This window comes from Variovorax sp. V118, from assembly GCF_041154445.1.
Classification (GTDB): Bacteria; Pseudomonadota; Gammaproteobacteria; order Burkholderiales; family Burkholderiaceae_C; genus Variovorax; species Variovorax boronicumulans.
Genome location: NZ_AP028663.1, coordinates 5,598,206 through 5,622,588, shown reverse-complemented (window position 1 = coordinate 5,622,588; position 24,383 = coordinate 5,598,206). Strand labels below are relative to the sequence as shown.

Sequence of the window (24,383 nt, the reverse complement as noted above, 5' to 3'; positions counted from 1 at the left end):
GGAAACGACAGACGCATGAACATTCGCAATGCCTCGCAGCCGCGCCGCGGCTTTCTCCTGGGCCTCGGCGTGGCAGGCGCTTCGCTGGCCCTGTCCGGCTGCGGCTTCGCGCTGCGCAAGGCGCCGAACTTCGCGTTCAAGACGCTGTCGCTCGAAGGCAATACGGCGCTCATCAACCAGCTGCGGCGCGAGCTGCGCGCGGCCGGCAACGTGACGCTGGTGCCCAAGGAAGAGGCCAGCACCGCCGACGCCGTGCTCGTCGTGCTGGGCGAGGACCGCGACCGCTTCGTGATCTCGACCAACTCCGCCGGCCTGCTGCGCGAGCTGCAGCTGCGCCTGCGCGTGCGCTTCAGCCTGCGCACGCCGGGCGGCAAGGAATTGCTGCCCGCGTCCGAGGTTTCGCAGACGCGCGACCTGAGCTTCAACGAAACCAACGCGCTGGCCAAGGAAGGCGAGGCCGACCTGCTGTTCCGCGACATGCAGGCCGACATCGCGCAGCAGCTGATGCGCCGGCTGGCGGCGGTGCAGTCCCTGTAAGCGTCGCTTCCGTTCTTTTTTCAATGCAACTTGCCAGTGCCCAGCTCGGCGCCCACCTGCAAAAGGGCCTGAAGCCGCTTTACACGATCCACGGCGACGAGCCGCTGCTCGCGCAGGAGGCGGCCGACGCCATCCGCGCCGCCGCGCGCGCCCAGGGCCACACCGAGCGCAGCTCGTACACCGTGGCCGGCGCGCACTTCGACTGGAGCGCGGTGCTCGCGGCCGGGGGCTCGCTCTCGCTCTTCGCCGACAAGCAGATCGTCGAGATCCGCATTCCCTCGGGCAAGCCCGGCAAGGACGGCAGCGTCGCCCTGCAGCAGCTGGCCGAGGGCGCGCCCGGCAACGACAGCACGCTCACGCTGGTGATGCTGCCGCGCCTGGACAAGGCCACGCGCACCGGCGCGTGGTTCTCGGCGCTGGAGAACAACGGCGTGAGCATCCAGGTCGACCCGATCGAGCGCGCCGCGCTGCCGCAATGGATCGCCCAGCGCCTGGGGCTGCAGAACCAGCGCGTGATGCCCGGCGACGAAGGCCAGCGCACGCTGCAGTTCTTTGCCGACCGCGTCGAAGGCAATCTGCTCGCCGCGCACCAGGAAATCCAGAAGCTCGCGCTGCTGCACCCGGCCGGCGAGCTGAGCTGGGAACAGGTCGAGGGCGCCGTCAACAACGTGGCGCGCTACGACGTGTTCAAGCTCTCCGAGGCCGTGCTGGCCGGCAACCCGCAGCGCGTGGCGCGCATGCTCGACGGCCTGCAGGCCGAGGGCGAGGCCGAGGTGCTGGTGCACTACACGATCGCCGAGGACATCCGCGCCCTCAAGCGCGTGAAGGACGCCATGGCCGCCGGCCGCCCGCTGCCGATGGCGCTGCGCGAGAACCGCATCTGGGGCCCGCGCGAGCGCGCCTTCGAGCGCGTGCTGCCGCGCCTGGACGACCGCATGCTGACCCGGCTGCTGCGCGCGGCCCACCTGGTCGACGGCATCTGCAAGGGCCTGAAGCAGCCCGACTGGCCCGCCAGCGGCTGGCAGGCGCTGCAGCGGCTGGCGCTGATGCTGTGCCGCGCCTGCAGCACGGCCGCGGCGCCGCGCCGGGCCTGACGCTCCCGCCGTCGATCGCCATCAAAAGGCCCGCGTCAGCCGGGCCGAAGGTCCGCGTGGGAAAATGCCGGTCATGAACGCGTTCAACGTCAGCGAGCACATGCAGACCCTCGGTCTGCAAGCCAAAGCCGCTGCATTCCTCATGGCCCGTGCGGATGCAGCTACCAAAAACAGAGCACTGAAAGCGCTGGCCCGGCGCCTGCGCGAAGCCGGCCCCGCGCTGGCCGTCGCCAACCAAAAGGACCTGGAGCGCGCCACGGCCGCCGGCCTGTCGGCCCCGATGGTCGACCGGCTCAAGCTCACGCCCAAGGTCCTGGAGACCGTGGCCGAGGGCTGCGAGCAGCTGGCCGGCATGGCCGACGTGATCGGCGAGATCATCGGCATGAAGCAGCAGCCCAGCGGCATCCGCGTGGGCCAGATGCGCGTGCCGATCGGCGTCTTCGGCATGATCTACGAGAGCCGCCCCAACGTGACCATCGAGGCCGCGAGCCTGGCGATCAAGAGCGGCAACGCCGCCATCCTGCGCGGCGGCTCCGAGGCCATCGAGTCGAACAAGGCGCTGGCGCTGCTGGTGTCCGAGGCGCTGGCCGAAGCCGGCCTGCCGGTCGATGCGGTGCAGCTGGTGCAGACCACCGACCGCGAGGCCGTGGGCCAGCTCATCGCCATGCCCGAGTTCGTCGACGTGATCATTCCGCGCGGCGGCAAGGGCCTGATCGAACGCATCAGCCGCGACGCCAAGGTGCCGGTCATCAAGCACCTGGACGGCAACTGCCACGTCTACGTGGACGACACGGCCGAGTTCGACATGGCGCTGCGCATCGTCGACAACGCCAAGACCCAGAAGTACAGCCCTTGCAACGCCGCCGAAGGCCTGCTGGTGGCGGCTTCGGTGGCCGACCACTTCCTGCCCGAGATCGCCGCCATCTTCGCCGCCAAGGGCGTCGAGATGCGCTGCGACCCGGCCGCCGCCGCGATCCTGCGCGCCAGCGAGGCGCACCATCCGCAGGCGAAGGTGATCGATGCGGTCGAGTCCGATTGGTCCGAGGAGTACCTGGCCGCCGTCATCAGCATCAAGGTGGTGGCGGGGCTGGACGAGGCCATTGCGCACATCAACCGCTACTCGAGCCACCACACCGACGCCATCGTCACGCGCGACCACATCAACGCCCAGCGCTTCCTGCGCGAGGTCGATTCGGCCAGCGTGATGGTGAATGCGAGCACGCGCTTCGCGGACGGTTTCGAGTACGGGCTGGGCGCCGAAATCGGCATCAGCACCGACAAGTTCCACGCGCGCGGCCCGGTCGGCATCGAAGGCCTGACCTCGCTCAAGTACGTGGTGCTGGGGCAGGGCGAAGTCCGCGGTTAATCGGGGTCCGAAAGGCCGGGGCCATCGGGCCGGCGGCGCGGCGAGGCCCGTGCCGCGGTGTTCTTGCAACGTGTGTTGTGGATTGGGGTGCTTTGTTCTCTTTGACTGCTTGTCATCGGGCGCGCCATCCCCAAATCCTACAATTCCACTCCACCTTTAAGCACAAAACCAACAAGGCCGCTGCATGGTTCCGCATCTCGTCACTGCCCTGACCGGCCCGATCAACGAACTGGAGCAGCGGGTGCTCGACTCGATGCCCGCCATCGAGCGCTGGTTCCGCCTCGAGTGGATGGAGCACACGCCGCCGTTCTACAGCGCCGTCGACATCCGCAACGCGGGCTTCAAGCTCGCCCCGGTCGACACCAACCTGTTCCCCGGTGGCTGGAACAACCTCACCAAGGAAATGCTGCCGCTGGCGGTGCAGGCCGCGCAGGCGGCCATCGAGAAGATCTGTCCGGAGGCGCGCAACCTGCTCGTCATTCCTGAAAATCACTCGAAAAACACCTTTTATCTCGCCAACGTCGCGCAATTGGTGCGTATCTTCCACATGGCGGGCCTCAATGTGCGCATCGGCTCCATTGATCCGGCCATCAAGTCGCCCAAGAAGATCGAGTTGCCCAACGGCGAGACCGTGACGCTCGAACCGGTGGTGCGTTCCAAGCGCCGCCTGGGCCTGAAGAACTTCGATCCCTGCACAATTTTGCTCAATAACGAGCTTTCTGCAGGAACGCCCGGCATCCTCGAAGACCTGCACGAGCAGTACCTGCTGCCGCCGCTGCACGCGGGCTGGTCGGTGCGCCGCAAGAGCAACCACCTGCACAGCTACGAAGAGCTGTGCAAGCGCTTCGGCAAGCTGCTGGGCATCGACCCCTGGCTGATCAACCCGATCTACGCGCGTGCCGAAGGCGTCGACGTGGCCGAGGGCCGCGGCATCGACGTGCTCACCAGCCATGTCGACGCGGTGCTCACCAAGGTGCGCCGCAAGTACAAGGAATACGGCATCAACGAGAAGCCCTTCGTGGTCGTCAAGGGCGGCCACAGCGGCAGCGGCAGCCCCGGCGTCGTGACCGTGCGCGACGCCAAGGAGGTCGAGGCGCTGATCGGCAAGTCGCGCACCGCCACCTCGTCGCCCGCCAAGACCAGCGCCGGGCGCGACCTGCGCGAGCCCACCGAGCTGATCGTGCAGGAAGGCGTGCTGACCAACGAGCGCGTGCACAACGGCGTGGCCGAGCCGGTGGTCTACATGATGGACCGCTACGTGGTGGGCGGTTTCTACCGCGTGCACGCCGAGCGCGCCGCCGACGAGAACCTCAAGCAGCCGGGCGCCAGCTACGTGCCGCTGGCCTTCTCGGAAAGCGCGCAGCTGCCGCAGCCGGGTGCCAAGCCCGGCGCCAGCGCCCCCAATCGTTTTTACATGTATGGCGTGGTGGGGCGCCTGGCCATGGTCGCGGCCAGTTACGAGATGGAAGCGACCGATCCGGACGCCGAAATCTACGAATGAGCGGCGGGGGCGGGTTGCGGCGTCGGCGGGCAACGGCAAAATAGCGGCCCCACAGCAACGGAACCAAAAGGGCGGAGGGATGCGCGGCACGGCCGCGGCACCCCGGCGTGACTGACGCGTCGATCATTGCGAGCCAACCTTTTCCCATCGACCCCCGTGTCAGCCCCCAAAAACATCTCTGCCGGCCTCATCGTCGGCGCCATCGGCGTCGTCTACGGCGACATCGGCACCAGCGTTCTCTATGCGGTCAAGGAAGTCTTCGGTCACGGCCATGTGCCGTTCACCGTGGAGAACGTCTACGGCATCCTGTCGATGTTCTTCTGGACCCTCACGGTCATCGTCTCCATCAAGTACGTCGTGCTCGTGCTGCGCGCCGACAACGAAGGCGAGGGCGGCCTGGTCGCGATGCTCGCACTGGCCTCCCAGGCCGTGGCCGACAAGCCCAGGCTGCGCCAGCTGCTGCTGATCGTCGGCATCTTCGGCACCTCGCTGTTCTACGGCGACGGCGTGATCACGCCGGCCATCTCGGTGCTCTCGGCGGTCGAGGGCCTGGAGGTGGTGTCGCCGCACTTCAAGCACTACGTGATCCCGATCACGCTGGTCGTGCTGTTCTGCCTGTTCGCGGTGCAAAAGCGCGGCACGGCGGGCATCGGCAAGTTCTTCGGCCCCGTCACGCTGGCCTGGTTCGCGGCCATCGCCGTGCTGGGCGTGTGGCAGATCGCGCACCACCCCGAGATCATCAAGGCGCTAAATCCCTGGTATGCGCTGAAGTTCATCTGGGACAACCCGGGCACCAGCTTCATCCTGCTGGGCGCCATGGTGCTGTGCGTGACCGGCGCCGAGGCGCTGTACGCCGACCTGGGCCACTTCGGCAAGAAGCCGATCCGCATCGCGTGGTTCTCGGTCGTCATGCCGGCGCTCACGCTCAACTACCTGGGCCAGGGCGCGCTGCTCCTGGAGAACCCCGAGGCCGTGAAGAACCCGTTCTTCATGATGGCGCCTGAATGGGCGCTGATTCCGCTGGTGCTGTTGGCCACGCTCTCGACGGTGATCGCCTCGCAGGCGCTCATCACCGGCGCCTTCAGCGTCACGCGCCAGGTGATCCAGCTGGGCTACCTGCCGCGCCTGAACATCGAGCACACCAGCGTGCGCACGGCGGGGCAGATCTACATCCCGCTGGTCAACTGGGGCCTGTTCGTCGCCATCGTGATGGCGGTCGTGATGTTCCGCACCTCGAGCAGCTTGGCGGCGGCCTACGGCATCGCCGTGACCACCGACATGCTGATCACCACGATCCTGACCTTCTTCGTGATCCGCTACGCGTGGAAGCTGCCGCTGGCGCTGTGCATCGCCTCGACCGCGATCTTCTTCGTGGTCGACTTCCTGTTCTTCGCCTCGAACCTGCTCAAGCTGTTCGAAGGCGGCTGGTTCCCGCTCCTGATCGGCGGCGCCGTGTTCACGCTGATGGTCACCTGGAAGGAAGGCCGCCGCCTCATGGGCGAGGCGCAGCATGCCGACGCGATCGACCTGAAGTCGTTCCTCGGCTCGGTGTTCATGAGCCCGCCCGCGCGCGTGGACGGCACGGCCGTGTTCCTCACGGCCGAACCGGGCGTGGTGCCCAACGCGCTGCTGCACAACCTCAAGCACAACAAGGTGCTGCACGAGCAGAACATGTTCGTCACCGTGCGCAACCACGAGGTGCCCTGGATTCCGATGGACAAGCGCATCGAGATCGAGGCGCTGGGCAACCACTGCTGGCAGGTCATCGTGCACTACGGCTTCAAGAACGACATCGACCTGCCGCGCGCGCTCGACAACGCGCGCATGCGCGGCTGCCAGCTCGAGCCGATGACGACCAGCTACTTCCTCTCGCGCGACGTCGTGATCCCCACGCTGGGCAGCGGCATGGCGCCCTGGCGCGAGAAGCTGTTCGCGCAGATGCACCACAACGCGAGCGGCGCGGCGGCCTTCCTCGGGCTGCCCAACAACGCCGTGGTCGAGCTCGGCTCGAAGATCGAGATCTGAGGCCCGCGGCGCCAGGCCGCGCGCCCCGGCAGAATCGCGGCATGCGATTCTTCAAGGACCTGAGCCTTTCGGCCTTCACCGCGGGCTTCGTCGCCGTGCTCGTGGGTTTCACGAGTTCGGTGGCCATCGTGTTCCAGGCCGCCCAGGCCTTCGGCGCCACGCCCGAGATGGCGGCCTCGTGGATGTGGGCGCTGGGCATCGGCATGGGGCTGGCCTCGGCACTGCCTTCGCTGTGGTGGCGCAAGCCCGTCATGATTGCCTGGAGCACCCCCGGCGCGGCCGTGCTGGCCGTGGCCGGCACGGGTTACGGCATGGGCGAGGCGGTGGGCGCCTTCATCGTCTGCGCGGTGCTGATCGTGCTCGCGGGTGCCACGGGCTGGTTCGAGCGCGTGATGAACAAGATCCCGATGGCCATCGCCTCGGCGCTGCTGGCCGGCGTGCTCGCGCGCTTCGGCATCTCGGCCTTCACGGCGGCGCAGACCGCGCTGCCGCTGGTGCTGCTGATGCTCGCCACCTACCTCGTGGGCAAGCGCCTGCTGCCGCGCTACGCGGTGCCGCTCACGCTGCTGGTGGCCATCGCCTTCACGGCCGCGCGCGGCGAGCTGGCGTGGTCGGCCGTGCACTTCTCGCTCACCTGGCCGGTGTTCACGGTGCCGGTCTTCACCTGGCAGGCCATCGTGAGCCTGGCGCTGCCGCTGTTCGTCGTGACCATGGCCTCGCAGAACCTGCCCGGCGTGGCGGCGATCCGTGCCAGCGGCTACAGCGACCTGCCGGTCAGCAAGCTCATCACCATCAGCGGCCTGGCCACGCTGGTGCTCGCGCCCTTCGGCGCCTTCGCGCTCAACCTGAGCGCCATCACGGCCGCCATGTGCATGGGCCGCGAGGCGCACGAAGACCCAGCGCGGCGCTACACGGCGGCCGTGAGCTGCGGCGCCATCTACGTGGTGATCGGCCTGTTCGGCGCGGCCGTCACGGGCCTGCTCACGGCCTTTCCGAAAGAGCTGGTCGCGGCCATCGCCGGGCTGGCGCTGCTGGGCACCATCGGCGGCGGGCTGGCGGCGGCGGTGCGCGACGAGGCGCACCGCGAGGCCGCGCTCATCACCTTCCTGGTCACGCTCTCGGGCGTGACGCTGGCCGGCATCGGCTCCGCCTTCTGGGGCGTGGTGGCCGGCGCGGTGGCGCTGGCGGTGCAGCAGCTCGGTCGTGCACGGGTGCAGCTGCCCATTGAAAAGGCCCCCGCCGGCAAGGACATCGCCGCTTCCGGCAACATGCCGCCAGAAACCCCCTCCACAGCCGCCGCTCCCGGCGCCGGAAAGAACGCCTGATGAAAAACATCCTCTTCGTCGCCGACCCGCTCGATCACTTCAAGATCTACAAGGACACGACCTTCTCGATGATGCGCGAGGCCCAGCGCCGCGGCCACCGCATTGCGGCCTGCCTGCCGCAGGACATCCAGTGGACCTCCGGCGGGCGCGTCTCGGCGGTGGTGCAGCAGATCACGCTGACCGGCGACCCGAAGGACTGGTACCGCGTCGACATCGTCGAATCGAAGGCGTTGAAGGACTTCGACGCCGTGCTCATGCGCAAGGATCCGCCCTTCGACGCCGAGTACATCTACTCGACGCACCTGCTGCAGCAGGCCGAGCGCGAGGGCGCGAAGGTGGTCAACTCGCCGCGCGCGCTGCGCGACCACCCCGAGAAGCTCGCGATCATGGAGTTTCCGCAGTTCGTCACGCCCACGCTGGTCACGCGCAGCGCGCAGGCCGTGCGCGACTTTCATGCGGAGCACGGCGACATCATCCTCAAGCCGCTCGACGGCATGGGCGGCATGGGCATCTTCCGCGTGAAGCAGGACGCGCTGAACCTCGGCTCCATCGTCGAGACGCTCAACAAGGACGGCGCCGAAACCATCATGGTGCAGCGCTTCGTGCCCGAGGTGACGCAGGGCGACAAGCGCATCCTGATCATCGCGGGCGAGCCGGCGCCCTTCGTGCTGGCGCGCATTCCGCAGGGCACCGAGGTGCGCGGCAACCTCGCGGCCGGCGGCAAGGGCGTGGCCCAGCCGCTCACGGCGCGCAACCGCGAGATCGCCGAAGCCATCGGCAAGGTGCTGGCGCCGCGCGGGCTGCTCCTGATCGGGCTCGACGTGATCGGCGACGCGGTCACCGAGATCAACGTGACCAGCCCCACGTGCTTTCAGGAGATCACCGAGCAGACCGGCTTCGACGTGCCGAAGATGTTCATCGATGCGCTCGAGGCGCACCTGGCCTCGGCCTGATCAGAAGTCGACCGACGCCGACAGCGTGAAGGTGCGCGGCGCACCCAGCACCAGGTAGCCGTTGTTCGGATAGCCGCCCACCGAGGCCCAGTAGTTGCGGTTGGTCAGGTTGTCGATGCGCGCGCGCAGCGTCACCAGCTTGCCGGCCACCTCGGTAAGGTAGCGCGCGCCGACATCGAAGCGCGTCCAGCCGGGCACGCGCAGCGTGTTGGCGGCGTCCGCGTAGCTCGGGCCCGTGGCCACCACGCGGCCGTCGAGTGACAGGCCGCGCACGCCCGGCACGTCCCATTCCACACCGAGGGTGCCCTGTGTCTTCGCGATGCCGATGACGCGGCGGCCGTCGGTCGTGGCGTCGCCTGTGGCGCGCTGCTTGGCGTCCAGGAAGGTGATGCCGCCCATCAGGCGCACGCCCTTGGCCGCTTCGCCGAAGGCGGTCAGCTCCAGGCCCTGGTGGCGGTCGCGGCCTTCGGCCACGTAGTAGCCGGCGCTGTTGACGAGGGCGCGCGGCTTGTCGGTCGTGAAGAAGGCCAGGCCGCCGCCGATGCGGCCGCCGTCGAACTTGATGCCGATCTCTTTCTGCTTCGACACATAGGGCGAGAGCTGCGTGCCCGCGTTGCGCACGGCGCCGGCGGTCGACACCGTGGGCGCGGTGTCGCCCTTGCTCAGGCCCTCGATGTAGTTCGCATACAGCGACACCTGCGGCTGCAGCTTGAACACGAAGCCGGCCATCGGGCTGGTGCGGCTCTTCTCGTACGCGGTGGGCTTGCCGGTGTCGTAGGCGAAGTCGGTGCTTTCCAGCTTCTGGCGGCGCACGCCGAGCGTGAGCTGCGCGCGGTCGCCCAGGAAGGACAGCGTGTCGCCGATCGCCAGGCTGCTCAGGCGCGTCTGCGTCAGCAGCGCGGGGTTGTCCATGTCGTTGCCGCGGAACGCGCTCGCCGTGTAGGCCGGGATCGGGTAGCCGATGGGCGCGTACAGGTTGGTTTTCAGGGGGTTGAAGAAGTCCCACTTGTAGGCGTTCTTCTCCTTCAGCTGGTAGTACGAGTACGAGGCCACCACCGTGTGGTTCACCGGGCCGGTCGTGAACTTGCCGCGCACGCCGGCTTCGGCCGTGCGGGTGCTGTCCTGGCGCTGGTTCTCGAAGCGCGACATGTTGCCCATGCCCAGGTTGTTCGTGAGCGTGAGGCCGGCCAGCGCATTGCCCTCGTGGCTCTTGCGCGCGCCGCCGGCGATCCAGGCCGTCACGTTGTCGGTGAGGTCGTACTCGCCGCGCAGCGAGCCGAAGGTGTCGCGCTCGTTGGAGTAGGTCCAGGGCTGTGCGTAGTTGAGCTGGTTGTCGGGTGCCGACGGCACGCGCGTCACGCCGGCGCCGAGCGTCACGTTCGGGCGCGTGCGCGTCAGGCGGTGTTCCTGGTGGCCGATGTCGGCCGAGATGCGCGCGTTGCGGCTGCGCCAGTCGAAGCCGACCGAGGCCACGTCGAGCTTGACCTGCTCGGCGTTCACGCCGGTGCCGCCGTCGCGGTGGGCCGCGTTCAGGCGCACGCCCAGGCTCTGGTCGGGGCCGAAGCGGCGCGCGATGTCGGTCGACACATAGCTCTGCGAGCCGCTGGCCGTGCCCAGCGTGACCTGCGTGAGCGGCTCGTTCGGCGCGCGCTTGGGCAGCAGGTTGATGTTGCCGCCGATGCCGCCGCCCGTGGGCGTGGCGCCGTTCAGGAACGCGCTCGCGCCGCGCAGCACCTCGACGCGCTCGAACAGTTCCGACGAGATGTACTGGCGCGGCAGCAGGCCGTACAGGCCGTTGTAGGCGATGTCGTCCGAATTCACCACGAAGCCGCGGATGAAGTACGACTCCTGGAAGTTGCCGAAGCCGCGCGCCACGCGCACCGACGGGTCGTTCTGCAGCACGTCGGCCACGCTCTTGGCCTGCTGGTTCTGGATCAGCTCGTGCGTGTAGCTGGTGCTGGAGAAGGGCGAATCCATCATGTCCTGGTTGCCCAGGATGCCCACGCGCCCGCCGCGCGCCACCTGACCGCCCGCGAAGGGCTTGGTCAGGCCTTCGGCCGAGGCGTCGGCGCTGGCTTCGACGGTGACGGTGCTCAGCGTGCCGCTGGCGGGGGCCGCCGGTTCGGCCGGCGGCGTCTGCGCCAGGGCCGTCAGGGCGTGAAGGGCCAGCAGCGAGGCGGCCACGGTCGGCCGGAGGAAGAAGCGAGGAGCGGGCATGAAAGATCGACCGGATGCAAATGAGAACAGTTATTGTTCATTGTTTGCACTCGCTCATCGATACTTTCTTGCGCTGTTGCAAAAAAGTGTCAGCCAAAAGACTGAATGTCAGGCCTCAGCGCGGCATCCGTTGGCCGTCCACGAACACATGCAACTCGCCCGAGGCGAAGGGCGTCCAGGTCTCGTTGGTGGTGAGCGGCGCCGTCACCACCACGGCCACGCGGTCGGTGGGCGTGGTGTGTTGGGCGAAGTCGATCTCCAGGTCTTCGTCCGAGAGCTGCGCCGTCACGAAGGGGTGGCGGCGCTCCACGTACCAGAGGTGGGTGGAGGCATGCGCCCACAGCGCCTGCCCGTTGGACAGCATGAAGTTGAAGGTGCCGTGCGCCGCCAGCTGCGGTGCCAGTTCGCGCAGCGTGAGCGTGAGCTCCTCGACGCTGGGCACGCCCGCGTGCGACTTGGCCAGCTCCTGCATGATCCAGCAGAAGGCGTGCTCGCTGTCGGTGTTGCCCACCGGGTGGAAGTTGCCGTGCAGGCGCGGGCGGAAGTCCTTCAGGTCGCCGTTGTGGGCGAACACCCAGTAGCGGCCCCACAGCTCGCGCACGAAGGGGTGGCAGTTCTGCAGGTTGACCTCGCCCTGCGTCGCCTTGCGGATGTGCGCGATGACGTTGCGGCTTTGAATCGGGTAGCGCCGGATCAGCTCGGCCACCGGCGACTCGCAGGCCGGCTGGTGGTCGACGAAGTGGCGCAGCCCGCGGTCCTCGAAGAACGCGATGCCCCAGCCGTCGGCATGGTGGTCGGTGCGGCCACCGCGCTGCGCGAACCCCGTGAAGCTGAAGGTCACGTCGGTCGGCGTGTTGCAGTTCATCCCTAGCAATTGGCACATGGCTGTGATTAGACCGCGATTCAGGATTTGGAGGAGGAGGCGGGCAGCCGCAGCCACCCGAGCACGCGTTCGGTGCCCAGATGCGTGCGCCCTTCAGCGAGTACCAGCGGCAGGCGCTCGCGCGAGGTGCCGAAGGGCCCCGGGTTCTGCTGCACGATCTCGACCGCGTCGGCGTCCACGCGCGACACGATCGCCACGTGCCCGTAGGGATTGAAGAGCCACGGCGCGAACACCACGATGTCGCCCACCGCCGGCGCCACCGCGCCGCCGTTGCGGTGCTGCACCAGGTTGCGCGCCGTGTTCAGCGCGCCGTCGGCCACGGCCGCGTCGAAGAAGGCCTTGGCATGGCCGCGCGCCTCGGGCATGCGGTGCTGGTGCCGCTCGTAGTAGTAGCGCTTGACGAACTCCACGCACTGCCAGCGCAGGCCGATGTTGTAGCCGTCGGGCGCCACGCTGCGGCCGTCGACGTGGTTGATGGCGCCGTTGAAGTACACCGGCACGCCCTCGAACTGGTCGATCACCTCGCCGGGCGCATGTGTCGGGTTGACGTTGAAGCGGCTCGCGCCCCACAGGCCGAGCAGGGCGACGAGGACGAGGGCAGAGAGAACGACGACGGTGCGGCGGGAGATGAAACGGGGCATGGACGGTGAAGCAGGACGCGCGGCCACGGGCCGGCAGCGACGAGCTTAGTCCATGGAAAGACCCGTCTCGCCTCAGAGCCCGTGCAGCGCCGCCATCTCGCCAATCAATTCACGCTGGAACGCATCGAAGCGCGCCGACGGCTGCTGCAGCCCGAAGAAGTCGCTGAACGGGTCTACCACCTCGGTGCGGTGGCCCGACAGTTCTTCCACCACCGCCAGCCCGCAGAAGGGCACGCAGGCTTCCGAGTAGCCGCCTTCGTGCACCACCACCACGCGCCCGTCGCAGTGCTTCGCGGCCAGTGCGTTGACCCGCCGCATCATCTGGCGGAACGACTCGGGGTGCAGCTGCATGCGCGCCAGCGGATCGACGCCGTTGGCGTCCAGCCCGCTCGCCACCACGATCAGCTCGGGGCGGTAGCGGTCGATCACCGGCGTCACGATGCGCTCGAAGGCGTGCATGTAGGCCGCGTGCCCGCCGCCGGGCTGCAGCGGGATGTTCACGTTGAAGCCCAGCCCCGCGCCCGTGCCCCGGTCTTCGGCGCCGCTGTAGCCGGGCGGGAAGCAGTTCTCCTGGTGCAGCGACAGCGTGAGCACGTCGGGGCGGTCGTAGAAGATTTCCTGCGTGCCGTTGCCGTGGTGCACGTCCCAGTCGATCACGGCCACGCGGCCCAGGCCGTGGCGCGCCTTCATGGTCTCGATGGCCACTGCGATGTTGTTGAACAGGCAAAAGCCCATGCTGTGCTCGCGCAGGCAGTGGTGGCCCGGCGGGCGCGTGAGCGCGAAGGCGTTGCGGTGGCGGCCCTGCAGCACGCTGTCCATCGCGGCAATGGCCAGGCCAGTCGAGAGCTTCGCGATCTCGTAGCTGCCCGGGCCGAAGGGCGCCACCTCGCCCAGGTCGCCGCCGCCGGCGTCGCTGGCGGCCTTGAACTTCTGCAGGTAGCTGGTCGGGTGCACGCGCTGCAGGTCTTCTTCGCTGGCCATCGGCGCGCTCAGCACGTCGAGTTGCGCGCTCAGGCCCGACACGTCCATCAGCGACTTGATGCGGCGCTTGGAATCGGGCGACTCGGCCATGCCGCTGCCGGCCATGGGCTGCACCCAGCCGCCCACCGGCAGGAACAGGGCATGCAGCCCGCCGGGCACGTGCCAGAAGGTGCGTTCGTCGTGAAAGAAGGCGGTGGTCTTCATGCGGTGCGTCCTTGCGTGGAGGGAGGAAGGGGAGAAGAAGAAAGGGCCGTCTCGTCGCGCGGCGGCGGATGGCGCTGCACGCTCAGGCCGCGCCAGCCCCAGCGTTCGCGCGCCAGGCCCCACAGGCCGCGCGGTGCCAGCAGCATGACCGCAATCGCGATGCAGCCCATCGCGATCAGGTACCAGCCGCCCGACATCGCGAACCAGGTGTTGAACAGCTCGCGCAGCCCGAAGTAGATGACGGTGCCGATCAGCGGCCCCTCGATGGTGCCGATGCCGCCGATGATCACGATGAACATCGCCGTCACCACCCAGTTGATGTCGAAGGCCGAGTCGGGCGAGACGAACATCGTGCCCATGAAGTGCGCGCCGCCGGCCAGCCCGAAGCCCAGCCCCGACAGCACGAAGGCGATGAAGCGGTTGCGCCACACATTCACGCCGATGCTGGTGGCGGCCAGTTCGTTGTCGCGCACCGCCATCAGCCCCAGGCCGAAGGGCGAGCGCATCAGCAGGTACACGCCGGCCACCGCCGCCAGGCCGATGGCGCCCGAGATCCAGAACGCGTTCTGCTGGAAGGTCTCGGCCTCCACCAGCCGCACCGCCTGCAGCGGCACGCCCGACTCGCCGCCGAACAGCGGGAACTTGGCGACCAGCAGGCGCACGATCTCGGCCAGCACCCACATGCCGATCGAGAAGTAGGCATCGCGCAGGCGGAACATCAGCGGCGCCACCACGGCGGCCAGCAGCGCGCCGCCCAGGCCCGCCACCGGCACCATCCAGTAGGGCGAGATGCCCAGCCGGTCGGAGGCCACGAACAGCAGGTAGGCGCCGATGCCGGCAAAGGCCTGGTGGCCCATCGACACCAGCCCGGTGTAGCCGGCCAGCAGGTTCCACATCTGGGCCATGGCCAGCGTGATCAGCACCTCGCTGAGCAGGCGCAGCAGGCCGCCGTCGGCCACGGTGGGCGCGAAGGCGATGGCAAGGGCCGCGGCGGCGAAGCCGATCCAGGGGGCGAGGGACGGAGGACGCATCGAAGTCATCTCAGGTACGTGCGCCAGCGATGCCGTTGGGGCGCACCATCAGGACCGCGAAGAACAGCAGGTGGGCGTACAGCGCGCCCGCGTTGGAATCGAGCCGCTGGCCCACGAGCTGCGCCACGCCCAGCGCGATGCCGCCGACCAGCGCCCAGCGGAACGAGCCCAGGCCGCCGATGATCACGACCTCGAACGCGCCCAAGAGCCGCTCCACGCCCGAGAACGGCGTGAACGAGGTGCGCAGCGCCAGCAGCAGCCCCGCCACCGACGCGAAGGCCAGCGACAGCCCCATCACCACCGCGTACACATGGCGCGGGCGCACGCCCATCGTGCGCACGATCTCGCGGTGGTCCGAGGTGGCGCGCACCACCAGCCCGAAGCGCGAGTGCTGCAGCAGCCACTGCAGCGCGCCGAAGGCCAGCACCGCGAGCACCAGCACCAGCACCGGGTACCAGCCGATGCGCAGCCCGCCGATCTCGAAGCCCGCCGTGGCCAGCGCGCCGCCGTCCAGCGCGCGCGGGTCGGCGCCGAACAGCTCGACCATCAGGTTGCGCAGCACCACCGCGATGCCGAAGGTGACCAGCACCGGCGTGAGCGGATCGTCGGTGGCCACTGCGCGGTTCAGCAGCAGCCGCTGCAGCAGGTAGCCCATGCCGAAGGCCGCCAGCGCCACCGGCGCGATGAAGAACAGCGGCGACACGCCGGGAAACTGCGTGGCCAGGAAGACTGCGAAGTACGCCGCCAGCACGACGAACTCGCCGTGCGCGAGGTTGACCATGCGCATCACGCCGAAGACCAGCGCCAGCCCGAGGCCGAAGAGCGCATAGAGGCCGCCGAGCAGCACGCCGTTGATGAGGGTTTCGAGCCAGGCCATGGTGGGGAGGTGTTCAGTGTCCGAAGTAGGCGTTGGCGATCTGCGCCGCGCTGAAGTCGCTCGCGCGGCCCGCCAGCGTGACGCGGCCCTTGAGCAGGCAGTACACGCGCTGCGCGATGCGGCAGGCGCGCGTCACGTCCTGCTCCACCACGAGCAGCGCCGTGCCCTGCGCGCGGATGTCGCCGAAGGCGCGGTAGATCTGCTCGATGACGACCGGCGCCAGGCCCAGCGAAATTTCGTCGCACAGCATCAGGCGCGGGTTGGCCATGAGCGCGCGGCCGATGCTCACCATCTGCTGCTGCCCGCCCGACAGCTGCGTGGCCGGCCGGTGGCGGAACTCCTGCAGGATGGGGAACAGCGCGTACACGGTGGGCAGCGTCCAGTGGCCGGTACGGCCGCACAGCGCGCCCATGCGCAGGTTCTCTTCCACGGTGAGCGAAGGAAACAGCATCCGTCCCTCGGGCACCAGCGCGATGCCGCGCCGTGCGATGCGCTCGGCCGGCTCGGCCTCGATCGCCTGGCTGTCGAAGCGGATGCCGCCCCGGCTGCGCGAGCCCAGCCCGGCAATGGCGCGGATCAGCGTCGACTTGCCCGCGCCGTTGGCGCCGATGAGCGCGGTGGCTTCGCCTTCCGCCACGTCGAGCGACAGGTCGAACAGCGCCTGCAGGTCGCCGTAGTGGCTGCACAGCTCGCGCACTTCAAGCAGCGGCATGGGTGCTCTCCTGCAAGCTGTCTTCATCGCCCACGCCCATGTAGACCTCGCGCACCTCGCGGCTGGCCATGGCGGCGGCGGGTGTGTCTTCCAGCAGCTTGCGGCCGAAGTTCAGCACCATGATGCGGTCGGCCACGGCCATCAGCGCTTGCGCGATGTGTTCGATCCAGACCATCGCCACGTCCTGCTTCAGTTCGAGCACCAGCGCCACCAGCACCTGCACCTCGGCCTCGGTGAGACCGCCGGCGATCTCGTCGAGCAGCAGCAGGTGCGGCCGCGCCGCCAGGCCCTTGGCCAGCTCGAGGCGCTTGCGGTCCAGCAGCGGCAGGCGGCCGGCCGGCACGTCGGCGCGGTCGGCCAGCCCGGTGCGTTCCAGCACGGCCCAGGCCTGGCGCGCGGCCTGTGCGCGCGGCAGCCGCGCGGCGAAGGTGGCGGCGGCCAGTGCGTTCTCGTAGGCGCTCAAATGCGCGAAGGGCTGCGGGATCTGGAAGGCGCGCGCCACGCCCAGCCGCGCCCGCGCATCGGCGCGCAGCCCGACCAGCTCGCGGCCTTCGAGGCGGATGCTGCCGGCATCGGGCACGGCCACGCCGGTGATCAGGTTGAACAGCGAGCTCTTGCCCGCGCCGTTCGGCCCGACCACGCCCAGGCACTCGCCGCGTGCCAGCGAGAGCGCCACCTGGTCGGCCACGACGATCTCGCCGTAGCGCTTGCACAGGCCGTCGATGACGAGGCAATCGCTCATGCAGCTTTCAGCTGCGACAGCAGCTTGAGCTCGTCTTCCACCGGAATCTGCTTGGCCGTGCTGTTGTGCGTGATGACCAGTTCGTACGGGAACTTGCTGCCCGCCTTGGTCTTGCGCCACTGGCCCGCCACCATCGGCGTGACGGCCACGCTCTTGATCGGGCTGCCCTTGAAGTCGATGCGCCCCACCACCGAATCGAGCTGCAGGTTGGCCAGCGCGTCGCGCACGGCCTTCTTGTCCTTCGGGTTCGTGGCGTTCTTCAGCGCCGCAATGCCGACCTCGAACAGCGCGTGGCCGTAGCCGATGGGCTGCGTCCACTGCTTGCCGGTGGTGGCCTCCCAGTCGGCCGCCAGCGCCTTGGCGCTCTGGCCCGTGAGCGAGGACTTGAACGGGAAGTTGGGCGTCCACCAGACCTCGGTCGACATGCCGTTGCCCGCCGCGCCCAGCGACTCCACCGCGCTGGGGAACAGGAACGACGCGGCCATCGTCACCACCTCGGGCCGGTAGCCCGCCTGCTGCGCCTGCTTCCAGAAGGTGGCGAAGTGGTTGGCGTAGGCAAAGCCCGAGACGATGTTCGCGCGCGCCGCCTTGAAGCTGGAGACCTGGTTGCTGAAGTCGTCGGTCGCGATCTTGAAGAAGCCGCCGTTGGTCTCCTTGTAGCCGCGCTGCTTGGCGCCGCCCGGGATGCCCGTGGCCGGATCGGCGAAGGCGTGGCCCGGGCCGTTGTCGATGTACAGCGTGCCCAGCGTGCGCTCCACCTTCAGCGGCTCCCACATGCCGAAGAAGTTCTTCAGCACGTCGTCGGCGCCCCAGAAGAAATGGAAGGAGAACGGAAAACCTTTTTGCGGCGTGGAGCCGCGCCCGAAGGTGATGGCCTGCCACGGCCCCATGGTCGACACCATCGGCACGCCGTTGACGTCGCACAGCTGGCCGGCGGCCAATGCGGCGTCGCTGTCCTGCACCAGCAGCAGGTCGACCTTCTCGCGCAGCAGCAGTTCGCTGGACATGGTGGCGCCGCGGTTGGCGTCGGACTGCGTGTCGCGCACCACGATCTCCACCTTGTAGGTCGTGCCGCCGATGGTCAGGCCGTCTTTCAGCGCGGCGCGCACGCGCTCCAGGCTCCAGGGATCGGCCTCGCCGAAGTTGGCGCGAACGCCCGACAGCGTGGTGAGGTAGCCGATCTTGATGGTCTTCGATTGCGCATGCGCCAGCGCAGGCACGCCGGCCAGCGCGGCCGCGCCGCCGCCGATGACGAGTTGGCGGCGCGTGAGGGCGCCGGAGGCTACGGGGAAAAGGTCGGCGGAGAGAGCGGCGGGCGTGTCGGCGGACATGGAGGTTCTCCTTGGCGGATGAAGGATGGACAGGTCCGCATCCTCTCTCTGCGCGCCGCCGCGGCGTTATCGAAAACTGGCAAAACGCGGGCCCGTGCCCGCGGATGTCATTCGGGCCGCAGGTTGACCGACTTGGCGATGGCGCGGTAGCGCTCCATGTCGGCCTGGTAGCCGCGGCGCAGCTCGGCCAGCGTCTGTTCGGGCGCCACCTTGCTGCCGCCGAGTTCCAGCGCGCGGCGCAGTTCGGGCTTGAGCATCATCTGGTTGAAGGCCGTGTGCAGCCGCTGCTGCGCTTCCTCGGGCACGCGGTGCGACACCTGGATGCCCGCCCACAGGCTGTAGACGAAGTCGTCCAGGCCCTTGCTGTTGCGGATCAGCGGAATGGCCGTGAAGCGCTCGTGCGGCGCCGAGGCCGCGATGCCCAGTGCCTTGACCTTGCCGGCGTCCAGCAGGTCGGGCACGTTGCCGGCCAGCGGCGCAAACACCAGGTCGATCTGTCCGCCCAGCAGGTCGTTCACCAGCGGCGCGAAGCCCTTGTAGGGCACGTGCAGCATCTTGGTGCCCGTCTGCTGCATGAAGCGTTCGCCCAGCAGGTGGTACAGCGAGCCGGGGCCGATGCTGCCGTAGCTCAGCTCTTTCGTGTCGGGGCGGCGCAGCAGCGCGATGAGTTCGTCGACGCTGCCCACGCCCAGGTCCTTGCGCGCCAGCAGCACCATCGAGGTGACGGCCATCACGCCAATGGGGCGGAAGTCCTCGGCCTTGTAGCGCGCGCTGCTGAGCGTGAGCGGCGTGAGCATCAGCTCCATCGGCGAACCCACGAGCAGGGCCGAGCCGTCGGCCGGCGCGTTGGCCGCCTTCATCACGCCGAGCGAGCCGCTGGCGCCGGGCACGTTGTCGACGATGGCCGGCTGGCCCAGCAGCCGCGACAGCTCGGGCGCGGCCAGGCGCGCGTTGATGTCGGAGCCGCCGCCCGCGGGGTAGGGCACGATCAGGTTCAGGGTCTTGCCCCCCAGGCCCTGCGCCAGGGCGGGCAGGGCGAAGGGGGACAGGCCGGCGGCCAGGCCGGCAGCAATCAGCGAACGTCTGCGCATGGGTTCTCTCCTCGGGTTGTGTGAGATGTGTCGGAGTACGGGAAACAGGGGGGGCTTGCTACTGCAGCAGCGGCGATGGCACGTTCGCGAAGGGCACGGCCTGGTGCCAGCCGTGCGCCATGCGCAGCACGTCGAGGTCGGCGCCGGGGCGGCCGATGAGCTGCAGGCCCATCGGCAGGCCGCGCGTGCCCTCGGCCTGCGAGAAGCCGGCCGGGATCGCCATCGCGGGCAGGCCGGCGAGCGAGGGGCCGATGGTCACTTCCATCCAGCGGTGGTAGGTGTCCATGGCGCGGCCGCCGACTTCGCGCGGCCAGTGCGTGTCGACCGGCAGCGGGAACACCTGCGCGGCCGGCAGCACCAGGAAGTCGAAGCGTTCGAAGAGCTGCAGCAGCGCGGCATGCCACTGCGTGCGCGTGACGGCCGCCTCATGCAGCGCGGCGGCGCTCAGGCGCTCGCCCTGTTCGATCTCCCAGCAGGCCTCGGGCTTGAGCTGCGCGCGCGTGGCCGGATCGGCGTGCAGCCCGCGCAGCGCGCCGGCCACGATGAAGCCGCGCAGGCGCAGCCAGGCCGTCCACAGCGCGTTGAAGTCGAAGGCGGGCACGGCGGGCGCGACGCTGCAGCCCAGCGTGTCGAAATGCCGCAGCGCCGATTCGCACAGCGCCATCACGCCCGGGTCCATCGGCAGGTGGCCGCCGAGGTCGCCGAGCCACGCGATGCGCTGGCCGCGCAGTTCCGCATCGAGCGGTTGCGCGAAGGCCTCGCCGTCGCCGGCCAGGCTCAGCGGCGAGCGCGCGTCGTAGCCCGCCTGCACCGACAGCAGCCAGGCCACGTCCTCGGGCGTGCGGCCCATCGGCCCTTCGCAGCCCAGCTGCTGGAAGAACAGCTCCGGCCCCGGCCCGGTGGGCACGCGGCCCAGCGACGGGCGCAGGCCGTAGACATGGTTCCAGGCCGCGGGGTTGCGCAGCGAGCCCATCATGTCGCTGCCGTCGGCCACCGGCAGCATGTGCAGCGCGAGCGCCACCGCCGCGCCGCCGCTGCTGCCGCCGGCCGCGTGGTCGAGGTTCCAGGCGTTGCGCGTGGTGCCGAACACCGTGTTGTAGGTGTGCGAGCCCAGGCCGAACTCGGGTGTGTTGCTGCGGCCCACGAACAGGGCACCGGCGCGGCGCAGCCTCTCGACCATGATCGCGTCGTGCGGCGTGGCCTGCTTGGCGAACACCGGGCTGCCCATCGTGGTGGGCAGCCCGGCGGTGGCGACGAAATCCTTCGGCGCCATCGGGAAGCCGTGCAGCCGGCCCACCGCGTCGCCGCGCGCCAACTGTGCATCGCAGGCATCGGCCTGGCGCAGCATCTCCTCGGGCGGTTGCAGCGAGACCAGCGCGTTGACCTGCGGGTTGAAGCGCTCGATGCGCGCGAGGCAGGTCTGCATCAGGTCGCGGCACGAGAGCTCGCGGCGTTGCAGGGCGGCGGCGAGCGAACGGGCGCTGGGAAGGGGTGGCAGCGTGGCGGACATATGGCGGTCAACGATAGCGACCGCCTCCGCAAGCAGGTATCAAAAAACGGCAAAACTGGCGCCCCGAAAACCGAGGGATTCCCCTCGGCCCGTGCACCGGATCAGTGCCTCGTGAGCGCCGCGCCGCGCAGCGTCTGCGAGGGCAGCTCGCCGAACTGGCGCCGGTAGTCCGTCGCGAACTGGCTCAGGTGCCAGAAGCCCCAGTGCGCCGCGATGTCCTGCACCGAACGCGACTCGGGCCGCTTGAGTGCGCGGCGCACGCCGTTCAGGCGCAGCGCCCGCAGGTAGCGCGCGGGGCTCAGGCCCAGCGTTTCCTGGAAGCAGTAGTTCAGCTTGCGCTGGCTCGCGCCGATGCGGCTGCACACCTGCAGCATCGACAGCGGCTCGTCGGGTCGCGACATCATCAGCTCGCAGGCGCGGCGCACCACGCGGCGGTGCGCCTCGGTGGAACGCAGCTCGCGCAGGTCGACGTCTTCGGGCAAGGCGTTGAGCCACGCCAGCAGCACGTCGTCGCGCAGCTGCACCGTGGCGACGGGGTCGTCGAGCAGGCCGGGCATCGCGTCGAGCGCGCTGAAGGCGCCGCGCAAGGTGCCGCGCAGCGACTGCATGGTGGGGTCGTCGAAGTGCAGCACCACGCGCCGTTCGAGCCAGGCCGGCGGCGCGCGGTCGTTCAGGCGCTCGGTGAGCGACTGCAGCAGCGCGTTGTCGACCACGATGCCCGTCAGCTCGAAGCCCGGCGGGCTGCACAGGTCGAGCTCGTCGCAGCGCCCGACCATCACCGATTCGGTGTCCAGCCGCTGGCCCGAGAAGCGCGCCTCACCGTCCTGGCGGCAGGTGAGGGCGAAGCCGCAGCAGTCGGGGTTCATTTCGCCGTGCTGGCGCAGCGCGCGGTTGGTGGTCTCGCGCACCAGCCGCAGGCCGGGCAGTTGCACGTGGTCGAGAAAGCCGGCGAAGCTGCCGCCCGAGAGCATGTCGCACGCCAGGTGCCAGCCGTTCTGGCCGCTGGCGTAGGCGTCGATGTCGTGCGTGGACAAGGTCCAGCGCGTCGCGACGGCGGGGGCAGGAAGAACGGAGGCGGTCTGGCTGGTCATGGCGGTCCGGCGAAGCGGTGGCAGGGGTGCGAAGACCCGTGCCGGAAGCAATCTCCAGACCAGATTGTTTCGTTGACAACGATCTTAAAGTGACAGGGCAAACCCCTAAGCCACCCGATCGCGCCCTATTCGAGCTCGCCGCTGGGCTCGAAGCCGGTGGTGCTGTCGAACAGCTTCTGCACGATGGTCTGCAGCACCTGGCGCTCGTCCGCCGTGAGCTGCGAGAACAGGCGCTGCGCGGTGTCGTGCGCCAGCGGCACCATGTCGCGGTACAGCGCCAGGCCTTCTTCCTCGAGCGACACGATGACCTTGCGGCGGTCGTCGGCCGAGGGGTGCATGTTGGCCAGGCCCAGGTCCACCAGCCGGTGCTGCGCACGGCTCACGCGGGCCTTGTCCATGCTCGTCTTCTGTGCAATTTCGAGCGCCGACAGCGCACCGTACTTGCCCAGCACCACGACGATGCGCCACTCCGGAATCTGCAGCGAGAAGCGGCTCGCGATCGACTGGCCCACCGTCTGGCTCACGCGGTTGGCGACCACCGAGAGTTGAAAGGGCAGGAAGGTCTCGAGGTCGAAGGCCGGGGCGCTCGCAGCGCTGCTGCGTGCCTTGGGCAGGGGCTTGGCGCTGGGCCGGGAAGGGGTGCGTGAACGGGGCACGGTGAGGTCGTGGCGTGGAGGCGTCGTGAAAGAAGATCGGCGCGGACAGTATAGGAAGCCCCTTGCGCATCACGCACGAGGCCGCGCGAGGTTTGCCAGTTTTCGATAACGCGGCAAGGGGCTCGCTCCCTATCGTGCAGGGCATGGACTACCCTGAACTCGCACTGCACATCGCCGGCCAATGGCGCACGCAGACCGCCGGCGGCCGCCGCGCGGTCGTCAATCCCGCCACCGAAGCCACCATCGCGCAGCTGCCGCTGGCCGGCCGCGACGAACTCGCCGAAGCGGCCGCGTCCGCGCGTCGCGGCTTCGTGCAGTGGCGCAGCAAGAGCGCGCTCGAGCGCTGCAACATCCTGCGCACTGCCGCGCAACACATCCGCGAGCAAGCCAAGGCCATCGCGCACGTGCTCACCCTCGAGCAAGGCAAGCCGCTGGCCGAGTCGCTGCGCGAGGTCACGCTGTCGGCCGACATCATCGACTTCCAGGCCGAGGAGGCCAAGCGCCTGTACGGCCGTCTCGTGCCGCCGCGCGTCGAGGGCATCCTCTCGCAGTCGGTGATGCGCCAGCCGGTGGGGCCGGTGGCGGCCTTCACGCCGTGGAACTTTCCGGCCAACCTGCCGGCGCGCAAGCTCGCGAGCGCACTGGCCGCGGGCTGCAGCGTGGTCATCAAGCCGGCGGAAGAAACGCCGGGCACCTGCATGCTGCTGGTGCGCGCCTTTCTCGACGCGGGCGTGCCGCCCGATGCACTCAACATGGTGTGCGGCGACCCGGCCGAGGTGTCGTCCTTCCTCATCGACCATCCGGCCATCGCCAAGGTGTCGTTCACCGGTTCGGTGGCCGTGGGCAAGCTGCTGGGCGAGCAGGCGGCGCGGCATGTGAAGCGCTTCACCGGCGAACTCGGCGGCCACGCGCCGGTGATCGTCTGCGACGACGCCGACTTTCCCTTCGCGCTCAAGCAGTCGCTGGCCGCCAAGTTCCGCAACGCGGGCCAGGTGTGCGCGTCGCCGATCCGCTTCTATGTGCCGCGCGCCCGCTTCGGCGAATGGAGCGAGGCCTTCGTGCAGGCCGCGCGCGCACTGCGCCTGGGCGACGGCACCGACCCCGCCACGCAGATGGGCCCGCTCGCGCACGCGCGCCGCATCGAGGACATGCAGCGCTTCGTCGACGACGCCGTGGAGCGCGGCGCGCAGCTGCTGTGCGGCGGCCACCGCGTGCAGCGCGCCGGCTTCTTCTTCGAGCCCACCGTGATCGCCAACGCACCGGCCGACAGCCGCGTGATGCGCCAGGAGCCCTTCGGCCCCATCGCCGTGCTGCAGCCCTACGACACGCTGGACGAAGCCATCGCGCAGGCCAATGCCTTGCCCTACGGCCTGGGCGCCTACGCCTTCACGCGCGACCTGCACACCGCGCACCGCCTGGGCGACGCGCTCGAGGCCGGCATGGTCGGCATCAACCACTTCGGCGTCTCGCAGCCCGAGATGCCCTTCGGCGGCTGGAAGGAAAGCGGCATCGGCCAGGAGATGGGCGCCGAGGGCCTGCTGCACTACACCGAGGTCAAGACCCTCACCGTCGGCGTGCCGTCCTGAGCACGCGCATCGAACACTTCCGGAGACCT

The 24,383-nt window shown here is 69.2% G+C and carries 21 protein-coding genes; 8 read left to right on the top strand and 13 right to left on the bottom strand.

All coding sequences use genetic code 11. The features are described 5' to 3' along the window. The first annotated feature begins 15 nt into the window (after positions 1 to 15). From lptE to gshB, 7 genes are all read left to right on the top strand, one after another. Positions 16 to 537, top strand: a complete 522-nt coding sequence (gene lptE, locus ACAM52_RS26090) for an LPS assembly lipoprotein LptE (RefSeq protein ID WP_062477729.1) — start codon at positions 16 to 18, stop codon at positions 535 to 537. Between the two features lie 23 nt (positions 538 to 560). Then, on the top strand, positions 561 to 1,631 hold the full coding sequence (gene holA, locus ACAM52_RS26085; protein WP_062477727.1) for a DNA polymerase III subunit delta: 1,071 nt from the start codon (positions 561 to 563) through the stop codon (positions 1,629 to 1,631). Between the two features lie 73 nt (positions 1,632 to 1,704). After that, a complete protein-coding gene (locus tag ACAM52_RS26080) occupies positions 1,705 to 2,997 on the top strand; it encodes a glutamate-5-semialdehyde dehydrogenase (protein WP_369644975.1) in 1,293 nt (430 codons plus the stop codon). Positions 2,998 to 3,181: 184 nt separating this feature from the next. After that, positions 3,182 to 4,498, top strand: a complete 1,317-nt coding sequence (gshA, locus tag ACAM52_RS26075) for a glutamate--cysteine ligase (RefSeq protein ID WP_062477724.1) — start codon at positions 3,182 to 3,184, stop codon at positions 4,496 to 4,498. Positions 4,499 to 4,654: 156 nt separating this feature from the next. Next, positions 4,655 to 6,523 (top strand): potassium transporter Kup, encoded by a 1,869-nt coding sequence (locus ACAM52_RS26070; protein ID WP_159273598.1) that lies wholly within the window; start codon positions 4,655 to 4,657, stop codon positions 6,521 to 6,523. Between the two features lie 41 nt (positions 6,524 to 6,564). Beyond that, positions 6,565 to 7,848, top strand: coding sequence for a benzoate/H(+) symporter BenE family transporter (locus tag ACAM52_RS26065; protein ID WP_369644974.1), 1,284 nt, complete (start codon positions 6,565 to 6,567; stop codon positions 7,846 to 7,848). Next, entirely contained in the window at positions 7,848 to 8,801 is a 954-nt protein-coding gene (gene gshB, locus ACAM52_RS26060) for a glutathione synthase (protein WP_095949732.1), read from the top strand. Before ACAM52_RS26065 ends, gshB begins: the two co-directional genes overlap by 1 nt. Here the strand turns inward: gshB and ACAM52_RS26055 are convergent, their stop codons facing one another. From ACAM52_RS26055 to ACAM52_RS25995, 13 genes are all read right to left on the bottom strand, one after another. Further along, the gene (locus ACAM52_RS26055) at positions 8,802 to 11,018 is read right to left on the bottom strand and encodes a TonB-dependent receptor (RefSeq protein ID WP_369644973.1); all 2,217 of its coding nucleotides are present in this window, start codon (positions 11,016 to 11,018) and stop codon (positions 8,802 to 8,804) included. It abuts the gene before it with no gap. 115 nt (positions 11,019 to 11,133) lie between these two features. Further along, positions 11,134 to 11,901, bottom strand: coding sequence for a class II glutamine amidotransferase (locus ACAM52_RS26050; protein ID WP_369644972.1), 768 nt, complete (start codon positions 11,899 to 11,901; stop codon positions 11,134 to 11,136). Positions 11,902 to 11,921: 20 nt separating this feature from the next. Further along, the gene (locus ACAM52_RS26045) at positions 11,922 to 12,542 is read right to left on the bottom strand and encodes a CHAP domain-containing protein (RefSeq protein ID WP_369644971.1); all 621 of its coding nucleotides are present in this window, start codon (positions 12,540 to 12,542) and stop codon (positions 11,922 to 11,924) included. Between the two features lie 72 nt (positions 12,543 to 12,614). Then, entirely contained in the window at positions 12,615 to 13,727 is a 1,113-nt protein-coding gene (locus tag ACAM52_RS26040) for a class II histone deacetylase (RefSeq protein ID WP_369644970.1), read from the bottom strand. Next, on the bottom strand, positions 13,724 to 14,758 hold the full coding sequence (locus tag ACAM52_RS26035; RefSeq protein WP_369644969.1) for a branched-chain amino acid ABC transporter permease: 1,035 nt from the start codon (positions 14,756 to 14,758) through the stop codon (positions 13,724 to 13,726). Before ACAM52_RS26035 ends, ACAM52_RS26040 begins: the two co-directional genes overlap by 4 nt. A 10-nt stretch (positions 14,759 to 14,768) precedes the next feature. Next, entirely contained in the window at positions 14,769 to 15,635 is an 867-nt protein-coding gene (locus tag ACAM52_RS26030) for a branched-chain amino acid ABC transporter permease (protein WP_062477701.1), read from the bottom strand. A 13-nt stretch (positions 15,636 to 15,648) separates the two neighbouring features. Further along, on the bottom strand, positions 15,649 to 16,347 hold the full coding sequence (locus ACAM52_RS26025) for an ABC transporter ATP-binding protein (RefSeq protein WP_369644968.1): 699 nt from the start codon (positions 16,345 to 16,347) through the stop codon (positions 15,649 to 15,651). After that, the gene (locus ACAM52_RS26020; RefSeq protein ID WP_369644967.1) at positions 16,334 to 17,089 is read right to left on the bottom strand and encodes an ABC transporter ATP-binding protein; all 756 of its coding nucleotides are present in this window, start codon (positions 17,087 to 17,089) and stop codon (positions 16,334 to 16,336) included. Before ACAM52_RS26020 ends, ACAM52_RS26025 begins: the two co-directional genes overlap by 14 nt. Beyond that, complete coding sequence (locus ACAM52_RS26015; RefSeq protein ID WP_369644966.1) at positions 17,086 to 18,420, bottom strand: ABC transporter substrate-binding protein; 1,335 nt, start codon at positions 18,418 to 18,420, stop codon at positions 17,086 to 17,088. The genes ACAM52_RS26020 and ACAM52_RS26015 overlap by 4 nt, the downstream gene beginning before the upstream one ends. 107 nt (positions 18,421 to 18,527) lie before the next feature. Further along, complete coding sequence (locus ACAM52_RS26010; RefSeq protein ID WP_369644965.1) at positions 18,528 to 19,511, bottom strand: Bug family tripartite tricarboxylate transporter substrate binding protein; 984 nt, start codon at positions 19,509 to 19,511, stop codon at positions 18,528 to 18,530. Between the two features lie 58 nt (positions 19,512 to 19,569). Continuing rightward, on the bottom strand, positions 19,570 to 21,021 hold the full coding sequence (locus ACAM52_RS26005; RefSeq protein WP_369644964.1) for an amidase: 1,452 nt from the start codon (positions 21,019 to 21,021) through the stop codon (positions 19,570 to 19,572). Positions 21,022 to 21,122: 101 nt separating this feature from the next. Beyond that, entirely contained in the window at positions 21,123 to 22,112 is a 990-nt protein-coding gene (locus ACAM52_RS26000) for a helix-turn-helix domain-containing protein (RefSeq protein ID WP_369644963.1), read from the bottom strand. A 125-nt stretch (positions 22,113 to 22,237) separates the two neighbouring features. After that, positions 22,238 to 22,768 carry a MarR family winged helix-turn-helix transcriptional regulator gene (locus tag ACAM52_RS25995; protein WP_070063702.1) on the bottom strand — a complete coding sequence of 177 codons (531 nt, stop codon included), beginning with the start codon at positions 22,766 to 22,768 and terminating at the stop codon, positions 22,238 to 22,240. A gap of 143 nt (positions 22,769 to 22,911) precedes the next feature. Between ACAM52_RS25995 and ACAM52_RS25990 the strand changes: the two genes are divergently transcribed. Further along, positions 22,912 to 24,354, top strand: coding sequence for an NAD-dependent succinate-semialdehyde dehydrogenase (locus tag ACAM52_RS25990; RefSeq protein WP_369644962.1), 1,443 nt, complete (start codon positions 22,912 to 22,914; stop codon positions 24,352 to 24,354). Positions 24,355 to 24,383: the final 29 nt, after the last annotated feature.

Excerpts from the sequence above, each read along its gene's own strand:
- lptE (WP_062477729.1), top strand. The coding sequence starts at position 16 with ATGAACATTCGCAATGCCTCGCAGCCGCGCCGCGGCTTTCTCCTGGGC.
- holA (WP_062477727.1), top strand. The coding sequence starts at position 561 with ATGCAACTTGCCAGTGCCCAGCTCGGCGCCCACCTGCAAAAGGGCCTG.
- ACAM52_RS26080 (WP_369644975.1), top strand. The coding sequence starts at position 1,705 with ATGAACGCGTTCAACGTCAGCGAGCACATGCAGACCCTCGGTCTGCAA.
- gshA (WP_062477724.1), top strand. The coding sequence starts at position 3,182 with ATGGTTCCGCATCTCGTCACTGCCCTGACCGGCCCGATCAACGAACTG.
- ACAM52_RS26065 (WP_369644974.1), top strand. The coding sequence starts at position 6,565 with ATGCGATTCTTCAAGGACCTGAGCCTTTCGGCCTTCACCGCGGGCTTC.
- gshB (WP_095949732.1), top strand. The coding sequence starts at position 7,848 with ATGAAAAACATCCTCTTCGTCGCCGACCCGCTCGATCACTTCAAGATC.
- ACAM52_RS26055 (WP_369644973.1), bottom strand. The coding sequence starts at position 11,018 with ATGCCCGCTCCTCGCTTCTTCCTCCGGCCGACCGTGGCCGCCTCGCTG.
- ACAM52_RS26050 (WP_369644972.1), bottom strand. The coding sequence starts at position 11,901 with ATGTGCCAATTGCTAGGGATGAACTGCAACACGCCGACCGACGTGACC.
- ACAM52_RS26045 (WP_369644971.1), bottom strand. The coding sequence starts at position 12,542 with ATGCCCCGTTTCATCTCCCGCCGCACCGTCGTCGTTCTCTCTGCCCTC.
- ACAM52_RS26040 (WP_369644970.1), bottom strand. The coding sequence starts at position 13,727 with ATGAAGACCACCGCCTTCTTTCACGACGAACGCACCTTCTGGCACGTG.
- ACAM52_RS26035 (WP_369644969.1), bottom strand. The coding sequence starts at position 14,758 with ATGCGTCCTCCGTCCCTCGCCCCCTGGATCGGCTTCGCCGCCGCGGCC.
- ACAM52_RS26030 (WP_062477701.1), bottom strand. The coding sequence starts at position 15,635 with ATGGCCTGGCTCGAAACCCTCATCAACGGCGTGCTGCTCGGCGGCCTC.
- ACAM52_RS26025 (WP_369644968.1), bottom strand. The coding sequence starts at position 16,347 with ATGCCGCTGCTTGAAGTGCGCGAGCTGTGCAGCCACTACGGCGACCTG.
- ACAM52_RS26020 (WP_369644967.1), bottom strand. The coding sequence starts at position 17,089 with ATGAGCGATTGCCTCGTCATCGACGGCCTGTGCAAGCGCTACGGCGAG.
- ACAM52_RS26015 (WP_369644966.1), bottom strand. The coding sequence starts at position 18,420 with ATGTCCGCCGACACGCCCGCCGCTCTCTCCGCCGACCTTTTCCCCGTA.
- ACAM52_RS26010 (WP_369644965.1), bottom strand. The coding sequence starts at position 19,511 with ATGCGCAGACGTTCGCTGATTGCTGCCGGCCTGGCCGCCGGCCTGTCC.
- ACAM52_RS26005 (WP_369644964.1), bottom strand. The coding sequence starts at position 21,021 with ATGTCCGCCACGCTGCCACCCCTTCCCAGCGCCCGTTCGCTCGCCGCC.
- ACAM52_RS26000 (WP_369644963.1), bottom strand. The coding sequence starts at position 22,112 with ATGACCAGCCAGACCGCCTCCGTTCTTCCTGCCCCCGCCGTCGCGACG.
- ACAM52_RS25990 (WP_369644962.1), top strand. The coding sequence starts at position 22,912 with ATGGACTACCCTGAACTCGCACTGCACATCGCCGGCCAATGGCGCACG.